A 17,334-nucleotide genomic window follows, 5' to 3' on the forward strand; every position below is an offset into this window, starting at 1 on the left:
GGTAACGGAGCCGGCCGCAGAAGTCAAGGGAAGAATCTCCCAGCACAGGTTGACTGCCTCATTCTAACGTGTTATCATAGGCGCAAGAGCTTTTGTGGCTTTTGTGGCTTTTATTATTTATTGGGTTAGGGAAGCGTTTAGGGAAGGATGAGGGCGTTGACGGGTTCACTTCACGCATACATAGTTCCTGCTATCACCTCCGTCGGCCTCGCTGTACCCGCACGAACGGTAACCAACAAAGACCTTGAGGCGACTCTTGCCACCACCGATGACTGGATCCGCCAGCGTACCGGGATAGAAAGACGGCACCTGGCATCGGCCGAAGACAAAACCGCCACGCTGGCCGCCAAGGCCGCCTCAGTTGCGTTAAACGCGAGCCAGCTTACAGCAGAACAATTGGATGCCATTATCGTAGCCACTTCTACACCCGACGATGCTCTTGTTTCCACTGCTTGCCAGGTGCAGGCCGCCCTGGGGGCGAGCCGGGCCTTCGCTTTTGACCTGGCGGCAGCGTGCTCCGGCTTTGCTTACGCCTGTGCCGTGGCCGGTCAATGGATCAGAAGTGGTCAAGTCCACTACGCCCTGGTAATTGGGGCCGAAACATTCTCGCGGTTGGTGAACTGGAGCGACCGCCAGACGGCCATCCTGTTCGGCGACGGGGCCGGCGCCGCGGTGCTAAGTCCAGTGCCCTTAAGGCGCGACGACTGGTACTGCCACCTGGGGGCCGACGGCTCGGGAAAAGATCTCCTCTTTGCTCCCCGTGGTAGCTACCTGCAAATGAAAGGTCGTGAGATCTTCAAATTCGGGGTGCGCGCAGTAACGGAAGAACTGGAGCACCTAGCAGCTCAGTCTGGACTTCGCCTGCAAGAGATAGACCTTTTTGTCCTGCACCAGGCCAACCAGCGTATCATCGAAGCGGTGGCCCAGCGGCTCAATCTTCCGCCCGAACGCTTTTTCAGCAACATCGCGCACTATGGCAACACCTCCGCCGCTTCCATTCCAATCGCCCTGGCCGAAGCCGCCCAGAAAGGGCTGCTTGGCCCGGGCAGCCGTGTCGCCCTCGTCGGCTTCGGCGCCGGCTTAACCTGGGCCACCTGCCTTTTGACCTACCAGCCGTTGGTATGCGGACAAACAGGGGGAGGTGAGAATGGAGCCGATAACGCACCGTCGTTCAACAACAATTCTACTATCAGGAGGTAATGACGGTATGCCGGTTAACCTCAGTTTCGCCAAGCGCTATGTGAGTGAGGCCCTGCTGCGTGAAGGTTTAACCTATTTGTCCAAGGACCCGGTAGGGAATCTTACCAGGATCCTCGCCGTGGGGAAGCTTATCGCGCAGCGCGAAGAGCACCGCCAGGCCATCGCAGCGATCGAGCATAACATTAAGACCTACCCCGCCGTCCGCACTCTGGCCGAAGACGTGCTACGCAATTCGCACCGGAATATTCTCGACCATCTCATTTACAACTGGGCGGTCAATTCGGCTCTACTAGGCATTCCCCGCCAGCGCCAGCTCTCCGAGAAGCTGGGCTACAACATCCCCCACTTTCTGCTCATCGATCCCACCAGCGCCTGCAACCTCCGCTGCAAGGGCTGCTGGGCCGGTGAGTATCCCCACCACGACGCCTTAAGCTATGAGCGCCTGGACCAGCTCTTAAGCGAGGCCAAGGAGCTGGGTATTTACTGGATCGTCATGTCGGGCGGCGAACCGTTCCTTTACCCGCGGTTGTTCGATCTGGCGGCAAAACATAACGACATGGCCTTCATGCTCTACACCAACGGCACCTTGATTGATGACAGGGTAGCCGATAAAATCATCGAAGTCGGCAACATTTCTCCGGCCATCAGCTTGGAAGGCTGGGAAAAGGAAACCGACGACCGCCGGGGGGAGGGAGTGTTTCAGCGTATCACGGCGGCGATGGACCGGCTGCGGGCGCGCGGCGCCGTGTTCGGGATTTCACTCACGGCCACACGTGCGAATGTCGCCACCATTGCCTCCGACGCTTTCCTGGACTTCCTTACGGAAAAAGGCGCACGCTACGGGTGGCTGTTCCATTACATCCCTATCGGTAGAAGCCCGGACCCGAATCTTATGCTCACCCCTGAGCAGCGCGCCTTCCTGGCCCGGCGCGTTCCCTACATCCGTACTCACTGGCCCTTGCTCCTGGCGGACTTCTGGAATGACGGTGAGTATACCCAGGGTTGCATCGCCGGTGGGCGCCGCTACCTCCACGTTACGCCTAACGGAACGGTAGAACCATGTGCCTTCGTCCACTTTGCCACCGACAACATTTATGACAAACCCCTGGCCGAGATTCTCCAGTCACCGCTTTTTGAGGCATTCCAAAAGCGGCAGCCGTTTTCGAAAGACCACCTGCGTCCCTGCCCCATCATCGACGTACCGACGGCTCTCCGCACCATCGTGCGCGAAAGCGGGGCCCAACCGACGCACCCTGGCGCAGAAACCGTGCTTGAGGGCGCAATTGGATCTTTCCTCGACGAACGCTCGCGCGCCTGGGCTGAGGAGGTGACTAAGCTCCGAGCTGAGAGAGCTGAGACCGCCCAAGGCCGAGCAACCGGACGCTAGCCCCATGAATTGTGAAGGGAGAAAGCAAGCGGATGGCCTATGCGTTTAGCAGGTTAGTAGCCAGGTCTCTGCTCTGGCTATTGGGGCCACCCCTAATCACCGGCCTGGGGAATATCCCCCGGACGGGCCCAGTCATTGTCGTGGCCAACCATACCAGCCTTCTGGACGGCTTCCTTTTGGCCGCTTTCTGGCCGCGCCGGCTTACGTTCTTATCAGCCGCCTACTTGTTCAAATTACCACTCGTCGGAACCTTCTTGCGGGCCGTGGGCGCCATTCCCGTCCAGAAGGAAAACGGCGAGCTCTCCGCCATGCGGGTGGCCCTGCGCGTTTTGCAGCAAGGAGGAACTCTGGCTCTCTTTCCCGAAGGCAGGGTTTCACCGCCAGGCAAGCTGGGGGCCTTTCAAGCCGGCTGGGCATATTTAGCCGCCAAGAGCGGTGCACCGGTGCTGCCAGTAATCATCACGGGAACGCAGAACGTCCTGCCCAAAGGGGCAACCCTGCCGCGCCGCAGCAAAATCGGGCTCAGCATCGCCACAGCGCAGTGGGTGGAGAAAAGTGAGCGGCCGCGGGCAGACACCTTGGCATCTCTGAACACAGCACTGCACAGGGACATGGAGCAAATGCTGTACACCGTGTCGGTCAGCACACACTGACTCAGCTCACAGCGGAGGTTACCCATGCAAAACAAGAATCACCAACCAGCTGGCACACTACCGGCAATTGGCCTGGCCCTGGGGGGCGGCGGAGCGAGGGGCTATGCCCACCTGGGTGTACTCAAAGCCCTACATCAGTCAAACATCCCTGTCGCCGTTATCGCCGGGACCAGCATGGGAGCAGTGGTGGGGGCAGCATACGCTGCGGGCCGCCCCATCGAAGAGTTAGTGGAGATGGCCCTGGAGATGCACTGGAGGCGGTTATTCTCTTTAGCCGACCTTACGCTACCCCGCCAGGGTGTGCTGGCCGGCAACCGGCTGGAAGAGTACTTTAACACGCTGACCAAAGGGAAGACCTTTGACCAGTTGGATGTACCGCTTACAATCGTTGCTACCGATATTGCTACCGGCAAGCCGGTACATCTCAATTCTGGTCCCGTCGCCCCGGCCGTGCGGGCCAGCATGGCTGTTCCGGGAATCTTTTGCCCGGTGAAGGTGGGCCAACGCCTCCTGGTGGATGGCTCAATAGCAACGCCCGTCCCAGTAGCAGCCCCCCTGGAAGCGGGAGCCACCGTGGTGCTGGCTGTTGATGTCTGTTCGTCAGTGGATCACAGCGATGTCCTGGTCCAGACGTGGAGGTGGTTAAAGACCGTGCGGACCAGGCGAGTACCTCAGGGGGTGGGCCTTTCCGCTGCCTGGCGTTTCTTTAAGCCGACGTTGCCCCAATGCGTCAGCATTGTCAGCCGTTCGCTGGAACTCTGCGCTCATTACCCTGCCACTCCTGCGCTGGTGGCTTTGCCCGGCCGTTACTGGCGGATACGACCGGCGGTGGACCACGTAAGGTGGTATGAATTTCACCGGGCCAAGGAGTGCATTGACGCCGGTGAAGCAATCGGGCGGCAGGTGGCCCGGGAAATCACTTCTGTTCTTGAGAAAGGCTGGAGTTCTTAACAGGAAGCCTCAAACTAAGTTCGAAAGGAGCGGGAAGATTATGAAGGAACTGATTGCTAAAAGCCTGGCCTTGAGCTGGGGAGTCATTGCCATCACCCGGGAGACAGCGGAGAAACTAGTGGACGAACTGGTAAAAAAGGGCGAAGTGAAGCAAGAGGAAGCCAAGGATTTGGTAAGCGGCCTGGTGGAACGAGGTAAGAAAGCGCGGGAGGAAGTACAACAAACCATTCGCCAAGAAGTAACGCGGGCGTTGAAGGAACTCAGTCTCCCCTCCCGGGATGATCTCCTTCGCTTGGAAGAAAAGCTGGACCGTTTGCTGGAACGCGAAGAAAAGAAGGGGGCGCTAGGCGGCCAAAACCAGGCGCGTGACTAGGCAACCTCGATGCGAAACGGCTTGACTAATGGCATGCGGCCGGGGATAATGATGTTGAGCGTTCTTATCAGGAGGCCTGGACATGGAGCTGACCCGCCGGCGTAAAGAGTGCTTGGAAAAGGTGGTTACCCTTTACCGGAAATCCGGTTTGCCTGTCCACTATGCCGGCATTGCCGAACTCTTGGGCGTTACCAAGTGGTCGGCATACGAGATGCTGCGCAAATTGGAGAAGGAAGGTTTTCTCGCCACCGAGTACGCCGTCAATCCCGAAGCGCGATTCCCCGGCCGCTCCATGGTGTTTTTCCGGCCCACCGCTCAGGCACTGGGACTGGTAGAAAGTAATGAGGGGAAGAATGGTTGCCCCGGTGCAACCTGGGAGCAGGTGCGTTCTCGGTTGCTGCGCCTCTGTACCATGGGGAACACTAAGGCCATCGCTGAAGAATTGCTCAACAACTTCGGTAACAACAGTGGTCTTGAATACCCTTTTTTCGTCAGCGCCTATATTTTGAGCCTGCTGGTGATCTACCTGAGAAGCCTCAGTCACAAAAGCATTGCTTTTCTGAAGGAGCTCCTGCACCAGACCGAAGCAGCAGATGAAGGGTTTAGCGTGTTTGCCGGCGTAGTGATCGGTAGCGTACTTAGAACGGCCGCCCAGTTTCCTCTTGCCACACAGCTGGCCCAGTATGTCAGACAGCTGCAGGCAGCCATGAGCCGCCTCGGCGCTGAGGATGTTGAACGCCTGCGGCAGTTCCTGTTGGACGCTCTCTCCAGGGTGCTGGATTCCCGTTCTGCATCGATGAAGTCCAGTCCTACGGCCTAACACGCCGCCAGATCACCGGCCACAACAAACCGGCAACTATACGCTGCGTTGACGTATGGTGCCTGATAACCGCGCGCTACGTGGTTTCGCCAGGTAGAGGGAAAGCCGGATGGAAAGAGGGGGCAAAAGTCCCCTCTTTGCAAATGCCCCGGGAAAGTAGGTGAACGGCACGTCTTTCTTTACCGCTTACTCACGGCTGGGCCGTCTCAGGGAGATCGTCCAGGTACTCTTTCGCTACGGGTTCGGCTACCTCGTCGACCAGCTGGACCTTAAGGAGCTCCTCTCCCCCTTTGACCGGGCCCGAAAAGTGGCGGAAGAAGAAGCGCCCTCCCGGGGGGTGCGGCTGCGCCGCGCCCTGGAGGACCTCGGACCTACGTTCGTCAAGCTGGGCCAACTCCTGAGCACGCGCCCGGACCTGCTGCCGCCGGACATGGTGAGCGAACTGGCCAAGCTGCAGGACCGCGTCCCGCCCTTCCCGTTTGCCGATGTACGGCAGGTGGTGGCCGCGGAACTGGGGCAGGAGCTGGACGAGGTGTTTGCCTCCTTCGACCCGGAACCGGTGGGCTCGGCCTCCTTGGGCCAGGTCCACCGGGCCGCCCTGCCGGACGGCCGCCGGGTGGTGGTCAAGGTACAGCGCCCGGGCGTGGCGCGCATTATCCGCACGGACCTTCTGGTTCTGGCCGATCTGGCCCGGCTGGCCGACCGGCGCACACCCTGGGGGCGCATTTACAGCTTCAGCGACATGGTGGAAGAATTCAGCCGTTCGCTCAACGAAGAATTGGACTACACCGCTGAGGCGCGGCACGCTGAACGGCTGGCCGCCGCCTTCCGCGATGATCCGGATGTACATATTCCCAGCATCCACTGGGAGTTCACCACCACCCGGCTGCTCACGCAGGAGTACCTGGCCGGCATCAAGCTGGAAGAGCATGCCGCGCTGCAGGCAGCCGGCTATTCCCTGCCGCGGCTGGCCGAGAAGCTTACGCGGGCCATGCTGAAACAGATTCTTGAGGCTGGGTACTTTCACGCCGACCCCCACCCGGGCAACATCGTCGTCTTGCCGGGGGAAGTCATCGGCTTTCTCGATTTCGGCCTGGTGGGCTACCTCTCCCGGGAGCGAAAAGAAACCTTTTTGCGCCTGATCCTGGCCGTTCACCGCCATCAGACCGATGTTCTGGTTCAGGGGCTCAAAGAGCTGGGCGCCGCCACCGTCCCGCTGCAAGAAAGCGAGCTGCGCCGGGACATCGAGCTTTTGCTGGACAAATACTATGGCCTGCCCCTGGCACGCATTCACCTCGGGCAGGCCATCCGCGAGCTCATGGACGTCGCCTTTCGCCACCATTTGCGCCTGCCGGCCGACTTCACCCTGCTCGCCAAAACGCTCCTCACCCTGGAGGGCGTAATCACGGGACTCAACCCCAAGCTGAGCCTGCTGCAAATCATGGAGCCCATTGCGCGCAACTACCTCAGGGAGCGCCTGGCACCGCGCCACCTGCTCGCGAGCGCCGGCGAGCGGTTGGGCGAGTACATCACGCTCGCCGAAGACCTGCCGCGGCTCCTCAAGAACCTGCTGGAACAGGCCACGGGTGGGGAACTTAAGCTGAGCTGGGAACTGCCGGAGCTCGAGGCGTCCCTTCGGCGCCTCGACCGGATCAGCAACCGCCTCTCTTTTAGCATGGTCCTTCTCGCCTTCAGCATCATCATGGCCAGCCTCATCCTCGGCTCCGCCATCATCGGCCCCGCTGCCGGCGCCCGCTCCCTCCTCTGGCGCCTGCCCATCCTGGAGCTCGGTTTCCTTACCGCCGGCATCATGGTAGGCTGGCTCATCTGGGCCATCTTCCGCTCGGGCCGGATTTGAAGTTCCCAGGCCCGCCGGCGCGTGCTATAATGAACAGCAAAAGCAGACTCAGGGGAAAGAGTTAGGAGGACAAAGCATATGGAGATCGGCGGCAAAATCCGGGCCCTGCGCCAGAAACGCGGGCTCAGCATTGAACAACTTTCCCAGCTCACGGAGCTTTCGACGGGCGCTATCAGCCAGATCGAGCGCGACCTGGTGGGCCTCTCGGTGGAATCGCTTTACCGCATCGCCCGCGCGCTGGAGGTGCCCATCGGTTACTTCTTCGATGAGGCCGGCAGCGGGGTGGTGGTGCGCAAGAACGAGCGCCGCAAGATCGCCCTCCCCCAATCCAACCTGGTCTACGAGATGCTTTCCCCGGACATGAACCGTCAGATCGAGTTCCTGCTGGTGCGGCTGGCACCGGGACAGTGCAGCAGCCAGGAGCAGCTCAGCCATACCGGCGAGGAGTGCGGGCTGGTGCTCCAAGGGCGGCTCATCGTCCGCTGGGGCGACAAAAAGTTCGAGCTGACCGAGGGCGACAGCATCTATTTCGCCAGCAACATTCCCCACCGCTACCTCAACCCAGGAAACGAAGAATCCGTCTCGGTGTGGGCCATGACGCCGCCTTCTTTCTGAACCAGTGCCCAGAAGGCAGGGTACGGGTGCCCTGCCAGCCGTTCCTCACCTTTTTCAGGAGCTCGCTCGACGCGGCTACGACGCCACCCTGCTCTAAAAGACAGACCGGGGATGATTTTGTCCGCGCCATCCTGGAAGTGCTCGCGAGGGGTGCCGCTCTCAACTACCGCTGCGCCCCAAACTAAACAAGACCGGAGTTGCCTGACCCCGGCCGGCATAGGTCCCGCTGGGCTCTGCCCGGCTGCTCGGCAGGCAGGGCCTTATGTTTGCCCATGATTTGTCCGGGCGGGGCCAAAGACACCCGCCCAAAAGAAAAGACGCGCCGGCTTTTAGCCGGCGATGAACCGTTCCACCGCCCAGGCCACGCCGGCATCCTCGCAGCCGGGGGGCGTGACAACCACGTGGGGCGGCAGGGAGGGCCGCAAAGCCGAACGCGCCACAAACACCCCCTGCCCGGCCAGCTCCAGCATGGGGAGGTCGATCTCGCCGTCACCCACCGCCAGAACCTCTGCCGGGGCAAGCCCCAACCGTTCGCACACCACTCGCAGGGCACGCCCTTTGTCGGCGCTCTTGCTGTTGATTTCACACAGGTAAGGATAGGAGCGGGCGCAGGTCAGGTGATCCAGCTTTGCCGGCCAGCCGGCCAGGGTACGGGCGATGGTGGCGGGTTCTGCCGCCATGAACATGGCCTTGGCGGCTTGTTCGCGCGGCAGGTCTTCCACCCGGGCGGCCAGGGCGAGCCGCGTTAGGGAGTAGGAATGAAACCGCTCCAGAACCCAGCCGCGGTCCAGGGTGGGAGGTACCCACAGGTTAACCACCTCGGGCTGAAAGGTGGAGAGAACGAGCCCGCCCGCCGCCTGCCCATAGGCCAGCACAGCCTCTACGTCGGCCGGGGCCAGGTAGTCTTCCAGCCAGACCTCTTCGTCAGCCAGTACCAGGGCGCCATTCACCAGCATCAGCGGTCCGCGGATGCCCAGCTCCGCACAGATCGCCTCCACCCCCTGCCGGGGACGGCCCGTGGCGAGCGCCACCTCCACCCCGGCGGCGAGCGCTGCGCGCACAGCGCTTTTGTTGGCCGCGCCGATGCGCCCTTCCGCATCGGTTAAGGTCCCGTCCACGTCCAGCACCAGCAGCTTAATCGCCACGCCGCCACTCCTCTCCGCCTTAAGGCTTACCTGCGTCGGCACCGTATGCAAGACGTACAACTTACGCCGGCGATCGCGGTCCGGGGCTAGCGGTTCAGTTCTTTCTTTTCGCCTGTCACCATGTAGATGATCCACTCACCCAGGTTGGTGGCGTGGTCAGCGATGCGTTCCAAGTACATACCGACGAAAAGCAGGTAGGTGGCCTGCTGAATGGTCCGCGGATCCTCCATCATGTAGGTGAGGAGCTCGCGGAAGATCTGCGAATACAGGTGGTCCACCTCGTGGTCGGACTCAATCATGGCCAGGGCCATGTTCACGTCGCGCTGCACAAAGGCATCCAGGCTCTGGCGCGTCATCTCCCGGGCAATGGCGGCCATGCGCGGAACATCCACCAGTGGTTTGATCAAGGGTTGCCCCTGCAGGCGGATCGTCACCTTGGCGATATCGCTGGCATGGTCGGCCATCCGCTCCAGGTCGGTTACAATCTTCAGCGCGGTACCGATCACCCTCAGGTCGCTCGCCATCGGCTGCTGCAGGGCCAGCAGGCGCAGGCAACGGTTTTCGATATCGAGCTCCATGGTATCAATCAGGTCGTCGCCCGCCACCACCTTTTCGGCCAACTCCAGGTCACGCTCGGCCAGGGAGCGCACCGCCTCGGCGATGGCTTTTTCCACCAGCGAACCCATACGCAAGAGATCTTGCTGCAGTTCCTCCAGTTCCAGGTGAAAAGACTTTCTGCCCGTCACCTGCCTCAACCTCCTTTACCCGAAACGGCCGGTTATATAGTCCTCGGTTCGTTTGTCGCGCGGATTGGTGAAAACCTTGCTGGTGCTGTCGTACTCGATGACCTCACCGCTCAGAAAGAGCGCCGTCCAGGCCGACACCCGGGCCGCTTGTTGCATGTTATGCGTAACAATAATGATGGTATACTTGTTTTTCAGTTCATCGATGAGCTCTTCGATTTTTGTAGTGGAGATGGGGTCCAGGGCAGAGCAAGGTTCATCCATCAGCACCACTTCGGGATCTACCGCCAGTACCCGGGCCAGGCAGAGTCGTTGCTGCTGGCCGCCCGAAAGACCCAGCGCCGAGGAATGCAGTCTGTCCTTCACTTCGTCCCAGAGGGCAGCCTGGGTAAGGCTTCGTTCCACAATCTCATCCAGCCGCGCCCGATTGCGTTCGCCGTGGATGCGCGGCCCATAGGCAATGTTGTCGTAAACGCTCATTGGAAAGGGATTGGGCCGCTGGAAAACCATCCCGATCCGCTTGCGCAGGGCCACCACGTCGGTATCCGGGTTATAGATGTTTGTCCCGTCAAAAAGCACCTGTCCCTCGATGCGGACACCTTCAATGATGTCATTCATCCGGTTGAGCGAACGCAAGAATGTGGACTTGCCGCACCCAGAGGGCCCGATAAGGGCGGTTACCGTATTGCCTCGGATGTCCAGGCTGATGTCCTTCAGGGCGTGGAACTTGCCGTAGAACAGGTTCAGGTGCTCGGTCTTGATTTTCACTTGTTCCAAGCGGCTCACCTCAAATCCGCTGTCTTCTTTCAGTGTAACAGTTCAGGTTTAGCCTGGCTTTAAGTTTGTATTAAGGTAATGTTAAACCTTGCCGGCGGGTATGGTAAAGGCGATGGTCGTCCCTTTGCCGAGTTCGCTCTGCGCCTCCACCTTGCCGCCGTGCAGCTCGATGATGTGCTTGACGATGGCCAGGCCCAGGCCCGTCCCGCCTTCCGAACGTGAGCGGGCTTTGTCCACCCGGTAAAAGCGCTCGAAGATGCGTTCCAGGTCCTCCGACGGGATACCGCGCCCGGTGTCCGCCACGGCCACGCGCACCGTACCATCAAGCGCCGCTGCACTGATGCTGATGCGCCCGCCGGCCGGGGTGTATTTGATGCTGTTGTCGATCAGGTTGAGTAGTACCTGGCGAATCCGGTCCCGGTCGGCCTGCACCGCCAGCTCCGGGTCCTTGATTTCTACGCTCAGCGTTAGAGCGGCCTTATCCAGGCGCGGCTTCAGGCTGGCGGCGATGCTCTCGACGAGGGGCAGCAGGGCAAAATTCTCCAGCTTCAGGTTGGCCCGCTTCAGCTCCAGGCGTGAAAGATCGAGAAGGTCATCGATGAGTGCGGTTAAGCGCCGGGCCTCGTCGTCGATGATGCGCAGGAAGTGCTCCGCGGCGGCTTTATCCGCGAGCGCACCATCGAGCAGGGTTTCGCTGAAGCCGCGGATGGCGGTGAGCGGCGTCCGGAGCTCGTGGGAGACGCTGGCCACAAACTCTGTGCGCATGCGCTCCAGTCGCCTGAGTTCGGTGATGTCGTGGAACACCACAATAAGGCCCGTTACTTCTTTATCTTCCCACACCGGGGCCACGTAGGCGCGGACGGTCCGTTCCTCCGGATAGAGGAAGGTTACCTCGCGGCTAACCACCTGGTGGTTGCGCATGGCTTCATTGATGGCGGTACTCAGGTGGTAGTCGCGCACTACCTCGATGTTGTGGCGGCCTACCGCCGCCCCCGGCGCCAGGCCGAAGAGTTTCTCCGCCGCAGGGTTCATCATCACCACCCGGCAGCGGGTGTCGAGCAACATCAGCCCGCTGACCGTGTAATGCAGTACCGCTTCCAGGCGGCTTTTCGCCGCGTTGATTTCCTCCAGTCTGGCCTTAAGCGTCTCACTCATGTAGCCGAAGGCGGCCGCCAGCTGGCCGATCTCATCCTGGCTGCGCACCCGCAGGCGGACGCTGAAGTCGCCCTGCGCCAACCGCCGGGCGGCGCGCGTCACCTCTTCCAGGGGATTGCTGATGTCTCCCGCCAGCTTCACCCCTAGAAAAAAAGCGATCAGCACTGCCAGGCCCGCCGCCGAAAGCAGCATCAGCTCCAGCCGGCGCCAGACGCCCGGCTCCACGGCCGGGAGGACCGGACCGAGCACGCTCCAGGCATGCGCTAGAAAGCCGGCCAAAACGAGCAGCAGAGCCGCGCTGACGAGCAGGTAGCTCAGCGTCAGCTTCCAGCGCAGGCTCAGCCGCATTGTTCCGGTTCCTCAAACTTGTAGCCCACGCCGCGCACCGTCTTGATATAGACCGGGCTGCTGGGATTGGTTTCAATCTTCTCACGCAGGTGGCGGATATGCACGTCCACCGTGCGGGTGTCGCCAAAGAACTCATAGTCCCAGAGGCGTTCCAGGAGCTCTTCCCGGGTGAACACCCGGCCTGGGTGGCGCGCCAGGAAGGAAAGGAGTTCGAACTCCTTGAGCGTCAGCTCGGCCGTGCGGCCGCCGACCAGTACCTCGTGGCGTTCCGGGTCGATGGTGAGGCCGCCCACCGTGATCACCTGGGAGCGGGCCAGTTCTTCATAACCGTGGGTCCGCCTCAGAACGGCGCGCACGCGTGCCATGAGTTCGCGCAGACTGAAGGGCTTGGTCAGGTAGTCGTCGGCGCCCAGCTCCAGGCCGATGACGCGGTCCGTTTCCTCCCGCTTGGCGGTAAGCATCAGGATGGGCACGTTGCTCTTCTGCCGCAGCGTCCGGCACACCTCCAGCCCGTCCACCGCCGGGAGCATCAGGTCAAGGATGATAAGATCCGGCTTTTCCCGCTGCGCCACCTGGAGTGCCTCGGCGCCGTCCCGGGCCAGGTGTACCTCGTAACCTTCTTTTTCCAGGTTATAGCGCACCAGCTCGAGAATATTCTCCTCGTCGTCCACTACCAGTATCTTTTCGGCCATGCTTTTAACCTCGCTGCTTGGCTGCTCCCGGCGTGCCGGGTTCCCTGCCCGCCGGAGGCGCGACGCAGGGCAGAAGTTTATCCCACAGCCCGGGAAAAGCCTTTTTCAGGTTAACCGGACGCCCCCCAGGTCCTAAAAAGGCGTGCACCGTGTGCCCCTCGGCCAAAAGGACCGTTCCCCGTTCAACACGGTAAGTAAAGGTCAGGCGGGCGACGCTCAGGTTCGCCAAGGTGGTAGCAACAGTCACTTCGTCGTCATAGTGCGCCGGTTGATAGTACCGGCAGCCCGCCTCCACCACCGGCAGGAGCAGCCCGGCCTCTTCCCAGCGGCGGTAGGAGTCGCCCAGGACACGAAAGAACGCGTTTCTCCCCACTTCAAACCACACCAGGTAGTTGGCGTAGTAGACCACACCCATCTGGTCGGTATCGGCGTACCGCACGGAAAGCTGGGTGCGCACGGCCTTTCCTTGCTGCACGGCGCTCACTCCCGGATCTGCCCGTTGCCGTAGATGATGTACTTGATGGTGGTGAGCTCCTTTAAGCCCATGGGGCCGCGGGCGTGCAGTTTCTGGGTGCTGATGCCCATCTCGGCGCCGAAGCCGAATTCGAAGCCGTCGGTAAAGCGGGTGGAGGCGTTCACGTACACCGCCGCCGCGTCCACCTCTTCCAGGAAGCGCTGGGCGTGCGAGTAGTTCTCTGTGACAATGGCTTCGGAGTGGTGCGTACCGTACGTGTTGATGTGCCGAATGGCCTCGTCCAGCCCGGCCACCACCTTGACGGCGATGATGTAGTCCAGGTACTCAGTCCCCCAATCCTCTTCGGTGGCGGGTTTGACCTCAGGGCAGAGGGAGCGCGTGCGCGGGCAGCCCCGTACCTCCACACCGGCAGCGGTGAGTTCGCGCACGATCACCGGTAGGAACGCATCCGCGATGGCCTCATCCACCAGGAGGTTCTCGATGGCGTTGCACACGCCGGGCCGGCTGCACTTGGCGTTGAGAACGATGCGCCGGGCCATCTCCCGGTCGGCGCTGGCATCCACGTAAACATGACAGTTCCCTACGCCGGTTTCGATGACCGGCACGGTGGCATTCTCTACCACCGCCCTGATGAGCCCGGCACCACCCCGGGGGATGAGGACATCGAGGTACTCGTTCAGTTTCATCAGGGCGGCAGCCGCCGCGCGCGTAGTGTCCTCGATCAGCTGGATGCAGCCTTGCGGCAGCCCCGCGGCGCTTACTGCCTCCTGCAATGCCTTAACGATGGCCTTGTTCGAGTTGATCGCTTCCGAACCGCCCTTTAAGATAACGGCGTTCCCGGCCTTCAGGGCCAGGCCCGCGGCATCCACCGTGACATTGGGCCGTGCCTCGTAAATGATCCCGATGACGCCGAGCGGCACGCGCACCTGGCCGATGCGCAGGCCGTTGGGCCGTTTCCACATCGCCACCACTTCGCCGATCGGGTCGGGCAAAGCCCGCAGCACCTTCAAGCCTTCCGCCATACCGCGGATCCGCGCCGGGTCCAGGGTGAGCCGGTCGAGCAGGGCGGCGCTCAGTCCCCTGGCCCGTCCTTCTTCCACGTCCAGGCGGTTGGCAGTCAGAATCTCCTCCTGCCTTTCCAGCAGCGCCCCGGCCATGGCCGCCAGGGCCCGGTCCTTAACCGCTGTGGGTAGAGTAGCGAGTACCCGGCTCGCCGCCTTGGCCGCCCGGCCCTTCCTTTTTACCTCTTCCACCCAATTCACTTCCCTTCCTGCTGGTCCGCGCGTACGGGCAAAAACAGCGTGCCGATTTCTTCCCCGGCCAGGATGCTCTTTATCAAACCCGGCTTTTCGCCGCTGGCGATAATGAGCGGAATCTGCGCGGCACCGGCAATGCGCGCCGCCTCAATCTTAGTGACCATGCCGCCGATGCCCCGGTCGGAACCGGCGCCGCTGGCCAGCTCCTCGATCGCGGGCGTGATTCCCTCCACCAGCGGGATAAGACGCGCCGCCGGATCCCGCCTGGGATCGGCGGTGTAGAGGCCCTCGATGTCGGACAGCAGAACCAAAAGATCGGCCCGGGCCAGCACGGCCACGTACGCCGACAGGGTGTCGTTGTCACCGAACTCGATCTCTTCCGTAGCTACGGTGTCGTTTTCATTAACAATGGGGATCACCCCGTACTCGAGCAGCATGTTGAAGGTGTTGCAGGCGTTTTCGTAACGCTTGCCGTTGGTCACATCTTCTTTGGTCAGCAGCACTTGAGCCACATTGAGGCCGTACTCGGCAAAGAGTTTTTCGTAGGTCTGCATGAGAATGCCCTGTCCTACCGCCGCCATGGCCTGCTTTTCAGGAGTGCTGCTGGGCCGCCGGGGAATCCCCAGGCGCGTACGCCCCACCACAATGGCTCCGGAAGACACCAAGATCACCTGGCGGCCACTGTGGGCCAGGTCGGCCAGCTCCCGCACAAGGTGTTCGATGCGGTCCAGGTTGAGTTTACCGGAACCGTAGGTCAAAGTGGACGTGCCCACCTTGACCACTAAACGCCTGGCTTTCTCCAAAGCCTCCCGCACTGCACTCACTTCTTCCCTTCATAGTCTCTACCATCTCCCAAACTTTTACCTCACCTGCGCGCGGCCCCGGTAAATCAGGCCGCGCACCGGGTCCACGGTCACCACCATGCCGTCAGCCAGGAGCTCGACCGCCCCCTCCACCCCCACCACCACGGGGATGCCCAGGTTGAGCCCCACCACCGCCGCGTGCGAGCTGAGGCCCGGCTCCTCTGTAATAATCGCCGCGGCCTGTTCCATAAAGGGGACCAGGCTGCGGTCGGTGGCGGTGGTAACCAGAATCTGCCCCCGCTTAAACTTGCGCCGGCCTTCGGCGGCGTCTTTGACCACTGCCACCTGCCCGGAGACACCGACATGCCCGACGCCGCTCCCCCGGGCCAGCACGTCGCCCACCACCTGTACCTTGATCAGGTTGGTGGTGCCGGCCACCCCGGCGGGCACGCCCGCCGTGATCACCACGAGATCGCCTTGGTGGATGTAGCCGCGGTTTAAAGCCGTATCCACCGCCCGGTCGATCATCTCGTCGGTGTTGGCTGTAGCCGGCGCCCACTCGGGCACCACGCCCCACACCAAGAGCAGGCGCCGGACCACCGCCTCGCTGGGCGTAATGGCGATAATGGGTGCGGCCGGCCGGTAGCGCGCCACCATGCGGGCTGTGTAGCCGGAGCTGGTGGACACCACGATGGCGGCGGCCTTCAAGGCGCTCGCCGCCGAGCAAGTGGCGTAGCTGATGGCGTCGGTGACGCTCACATCCGCCTCCAGGCCCCGCCGCCCCAGCAGCTCCGCATAAGGCAGCGCCGTTTCCGCCCGCTCAGCGATGCGGGCCATGGTGGCCACCGCCTCCTTGGGGTAGCGCCCGGTGGCCGTCTCTTCCGAAAGCATCACGGCGTCCGACCCGTCCAGGATGGCGTTGGCCACATCGCTGGCTTCCGCCCGCGTCGGCCGCGGGTTCGCCACCATGGACTCCAGCATTTGCGTGGCGGTGATAACAGGCTTGCCCAGCCGGTTGGCTTTTTTGATGATGATCTTTTGGATGAGCGGCACCTCTTCCGCCGGGATCTCAATGCCCAGGTCCCCGCGGGCCACCATCACCCCGTCCGCCGCGCGCAGGATGGCGTCGATGTTGGCCACGCCCTCCCGGCTTTCAATTTTAGCGATAATCGGGATGTCGGCTCCCTTTTCTTCGAGTACGCGGCGAATCTCAAGGACATCCTCGGCCTTACGAATAAAGGACGCCGCTACGAAATCGACGCCGTTTTCCACCCCAAAGGCCAGGTCCGCCACATCCTGCTCGGAAAGCGCCGGCAGGGACACCGAGGCCCCGGGCAGGTTCAGCTTCTTGCGGTCGGAGAGCTCACCGCTGTTTTTTACCCGGCAAACCACCTCGTTCTCCCGGACCTCCAGCACCTCCATAGCGATGGCGCCGTCGGCCAACAGGATGGTCTGGCCGGGCCGCACGTCGCGCGGCAGTCCGCTGTAGGTCACGTAGGCCCGGGTGCGGTCGCCCGTCACCTGCTCGGTGGTCAGAGTGAAGGTGTCGCCCTCCTCCAGCTTAATGCGCCCGCCCCGAAAGGTGCCCAGCCGGATTTCCGGGCCCCGGTTATCCAGCATGATGCCCAGGGGGCGGCCCATCTCCTGGGCCACCGCCCTCAGGGTATTGATCCGGCGCTTGTGTTCAGCGTGACTGCCGTGGGAAAAGTTGAGCCGCGCCACGTCCATACCGGCCGTCAAAAGTCCCCGCACCACTTCTTTGTTTTCACTGGCCGGACCAATCGTACAGACAATCTTTGTTCGTCGCAAACGCGCCCACCCCCTGACTAAGAACACAGGTTACCCTGCAGAATCTCGTTTGCTTCCTCCGCTTCCGAGGAGGGAACCAGAATCTCCACGCTGCCTGAGTTGCCTAAGTGCGGTACCCCCACCGCCCGCAACATTACGAGAATGCCCTCGGCGCTGAGAATGCCCTTGAGCATCTCAGCCTCCGTCCGGTTACGGGCGACGTAGATTACGGTCCACATCTTAAGCCAAGGCCCCCCTTACCTTGTCATCCGGGATTGCTATATTTTTCGCTTCC

The 17,334-nt window shown here is 61.8% G+C and carries 18 protein-coding genes; 8 read left to right on the forward strand and 10 right to left on the reverse strand.

Annotated features, from left to right (window positions below):
- Positions 1–156: 156 nt before the first annotated feature.
- From K5554_RS10805 to K5554_RS10840, 8 genes are all read left to right on the forward strand, one after another.
- Entirely contained in the window at positions 157–1,200 is a 1,044-nt protein-coding gene (locus tag K5554_RS10805) for a beta-ketoacyl-ACP synthase III (protein ID WP_255565384.1), read from the forward strand.
- Positions 1,201–1,207: 7 nt separating this feature from the next.
- On the forward strand, positions 1,208–2,587 hold the full coding sequence (locus K5554_RS10810) for a radical SAM protein (RefSeq protein WP_221038472.1): 1,380 nt from the start codon (positions 1,208–1,210) through the stop codon (positions 2,585–2,587).
- Positions 2,588–2,619: 32 nt separating this feature from the next.
- A complete protein-coding gene (locus K5554_RS10815) occupies positions 2,620–3,240 on the forward strand; it encodes a 1-acyl-sn-glycerol-3-phosphate acyltransferase (protein ID WP_221038473.1) in 621 nt (206 codons plus the stop codon).
- 24 nt (positions 3,241–3,264) lie between these two features.
- Positions 3,265–4,191 carry a patatin-like phospholipase family protein gene (locus K5554_RS10820; RefSeq protein WP_221038474.1) on the forward strand — a complete coding sequence of 309 codons (927 nt, stop codon included), beginning with the start codon at positions 3,265–3,267 and terminating at the stop codon, positions 4,189–4,191.
- Between the two features lie 40 nt (positions 4,192–4,231).
- Positions 4,232–4,564: a phasin family protein gene (locus K5554_RS10825; protein ID WP_221038475.1), complete on the forward strand. Its 333-nt coding sequence runs from the start codon at positions 4,232–4,234 to the stop codon at positions 4,562–4,564.
- A gap of 82 nt (positions 4,565–4,646) precedes the next feature.
- The gene (locus K5554_RS10830) at positions 4,647–5,384 is read left to right on the forward strand and encodes a hypothetical protein (protein ID WP_221038476.1); all 738 of its coding nucleotides are present in this window, start codon (positions 4,647–4,649) and stop codon (positions 5,382–5,384) included.
- Positions 5,385–5,544: 160 nt separating this feature from the next.
- Positions 5,545–7,242, forward strand: coding sequence for an AarF/ABC1/UbiB kinase family protein (locus tag K5554_RS10835; protein WP_255565385.1), 1,698 nt, complete (start codon positions 5,545–5,547; stop codon positions 7,240–7,242).
- A gap of 78 nt (positions 7,243–7,320) precedes the next feature.
- Entirely contained in the window at positions 7,321–7,857 is a 537-nt protein-coding gene (locus K5554_RS10840; RefSeq protein WP_221038477.1) for a helix-turn-helix domain-containing protein, read from the forward strand.
- A gap of 329 nt (positions 7,858–8,186) precedes the next feature.
- Here the strand turns inward: K5554_RS10840 and K5554_RS10845 are convergent, their stop codons facing one another.
- The 10 genes from K5554_RS10845 to K5554_RS10890 form a co-directional block, all read right to left on the reverse strand.
- Positions 8,187–9,002: an HAD-IIB family hydrolase gene (locus tag K5554_RS10845; RefSeq protein ID WP_221038478.1), complete on the reverse strand. Its 816-nt coding sequence runs from the start codon at positions 9,000–9,002 to the stop codon at positions 8,187–8,189.
- An 86-nt stretch (positions 9,003–9,088) separates the two neighbouring features.
- Positions 9,089–9,688 carry a phosphate signaling complex protein PhoU gene (phoU, locus tag K5554_RS10850; RefSeq protein WP_370636984.1) on the reverse strand — a complete coding sequence of 200 codons (600 nt, stop codon included), beginning with the start codon at positions 9,686–9,688 and terminating at the stop codon, positions 9,089–9,091.
- Positions 9,689–9,763: 75 nt separating this feature from the next.
- Positions 9,764–10,522, reverse strand: a complete 759-nt coding sequence (gene pstB, locus K5554_RS10855; protein ID WP_221038480.1) for a phosphate ABC transporter ATP-binding protein PstB — start codon at positions 10,520–10,522, stop codon at positions 9,764–9,766.
- Between the two features lie 81 nt (positions 10,523–10,603).
- On the reverse strand, positions 10,604–12,025 hold the full coding sequence (gene pnpS / locus K5554_RS10860; RefSeq protein WP_221038481.1) for a two-component system histidine kinase PnpS: 1,422 nt from the start codon (positions 12,023–12,025) through the stop codon (positions 10,604–10,606).
- Entirely contained in the window at positions 12,016–12,717 is a 702-nt protein-coding gene (locus K5554_RS10865) for a response regulator transcription factor (RefSeq protein WP_221038482.1), read from the reverse strand. Before K5554_RS10865 ends, pnpS begins: the two co-directional genes overlap by 10 nt.
- A 4-nt stretch (positions 12,718–12,721) precedes the next feature.
- Positions 12,722–13,192 (reverse strand): thioesterase family protein, encoded by a 471-nt coding sequence (locus tag K5554_RS10870; RefSeq protein WP_221038483.1) that lies wholly within the window; start codon positions 13,190–13,192, stop codon positions 12,722–12,724.
- Between the two features lie 5 nt (positions 13,193–13,197).
- Positions 13,198–14,454 (reverse strand): glutamate-5-semialdehyde dehydrogenase, encoded by a 1,257-nt coding sequence (locus K5554_RS10875; RefSeq protein WP_370636881.1) that lies wholly within the window; start codon positions 14,452–14,454, stop codon positions 13,198–13,200.
- Positions 14,451–15,263 (reverse strand): glutamate 5-kinase, encoded by an 813-nt coding sequence (proB, locus tag K5554_RS10880; protein ID WP_221038484.1) that lies wholly within the window; start codon positions 15,261–15,263, stop codon positions 14,451–14,453. Before proB ends, K5554_RS10875 begins: the two co-directional genes overlap by 4 nt.
- A 45-nt stretch (positions 15,264–15,308) precedes the next feature.
- Complete coding sequence (pyk, locus tag K5554_RS10885; protein WP_221038485.1) at positions 15,309–17,060, reverse strand: pyruvate kinase; 1,752 nt, start codon at positions 17,058–17,060, stop codon at positions 15,309–15,311.
- Positions 17,061–17,077: 17 nt separating this feature from the next.
- Positions 17,078–17,278 (reverse strand): putative signal transducing protein, encoded by a 201-nt coding sequence (locus K5554_RS10890; RefSeq protein ID WP_221038486.1) that lies wholly within the window; start codon positions 17,276–17,278, stop codon positions 17,078–17,080.
- Positions 17,279–17,334: the final 56 nt, after the last annotated feature.

It is taken from the genome of Gelria sp. Kuro-4 (assembly GCF_019668485.1).
Classification (GTDB): Bacteria; Bacillota; DTU030; order DUMP01; family DUMP01; genus DUMP01.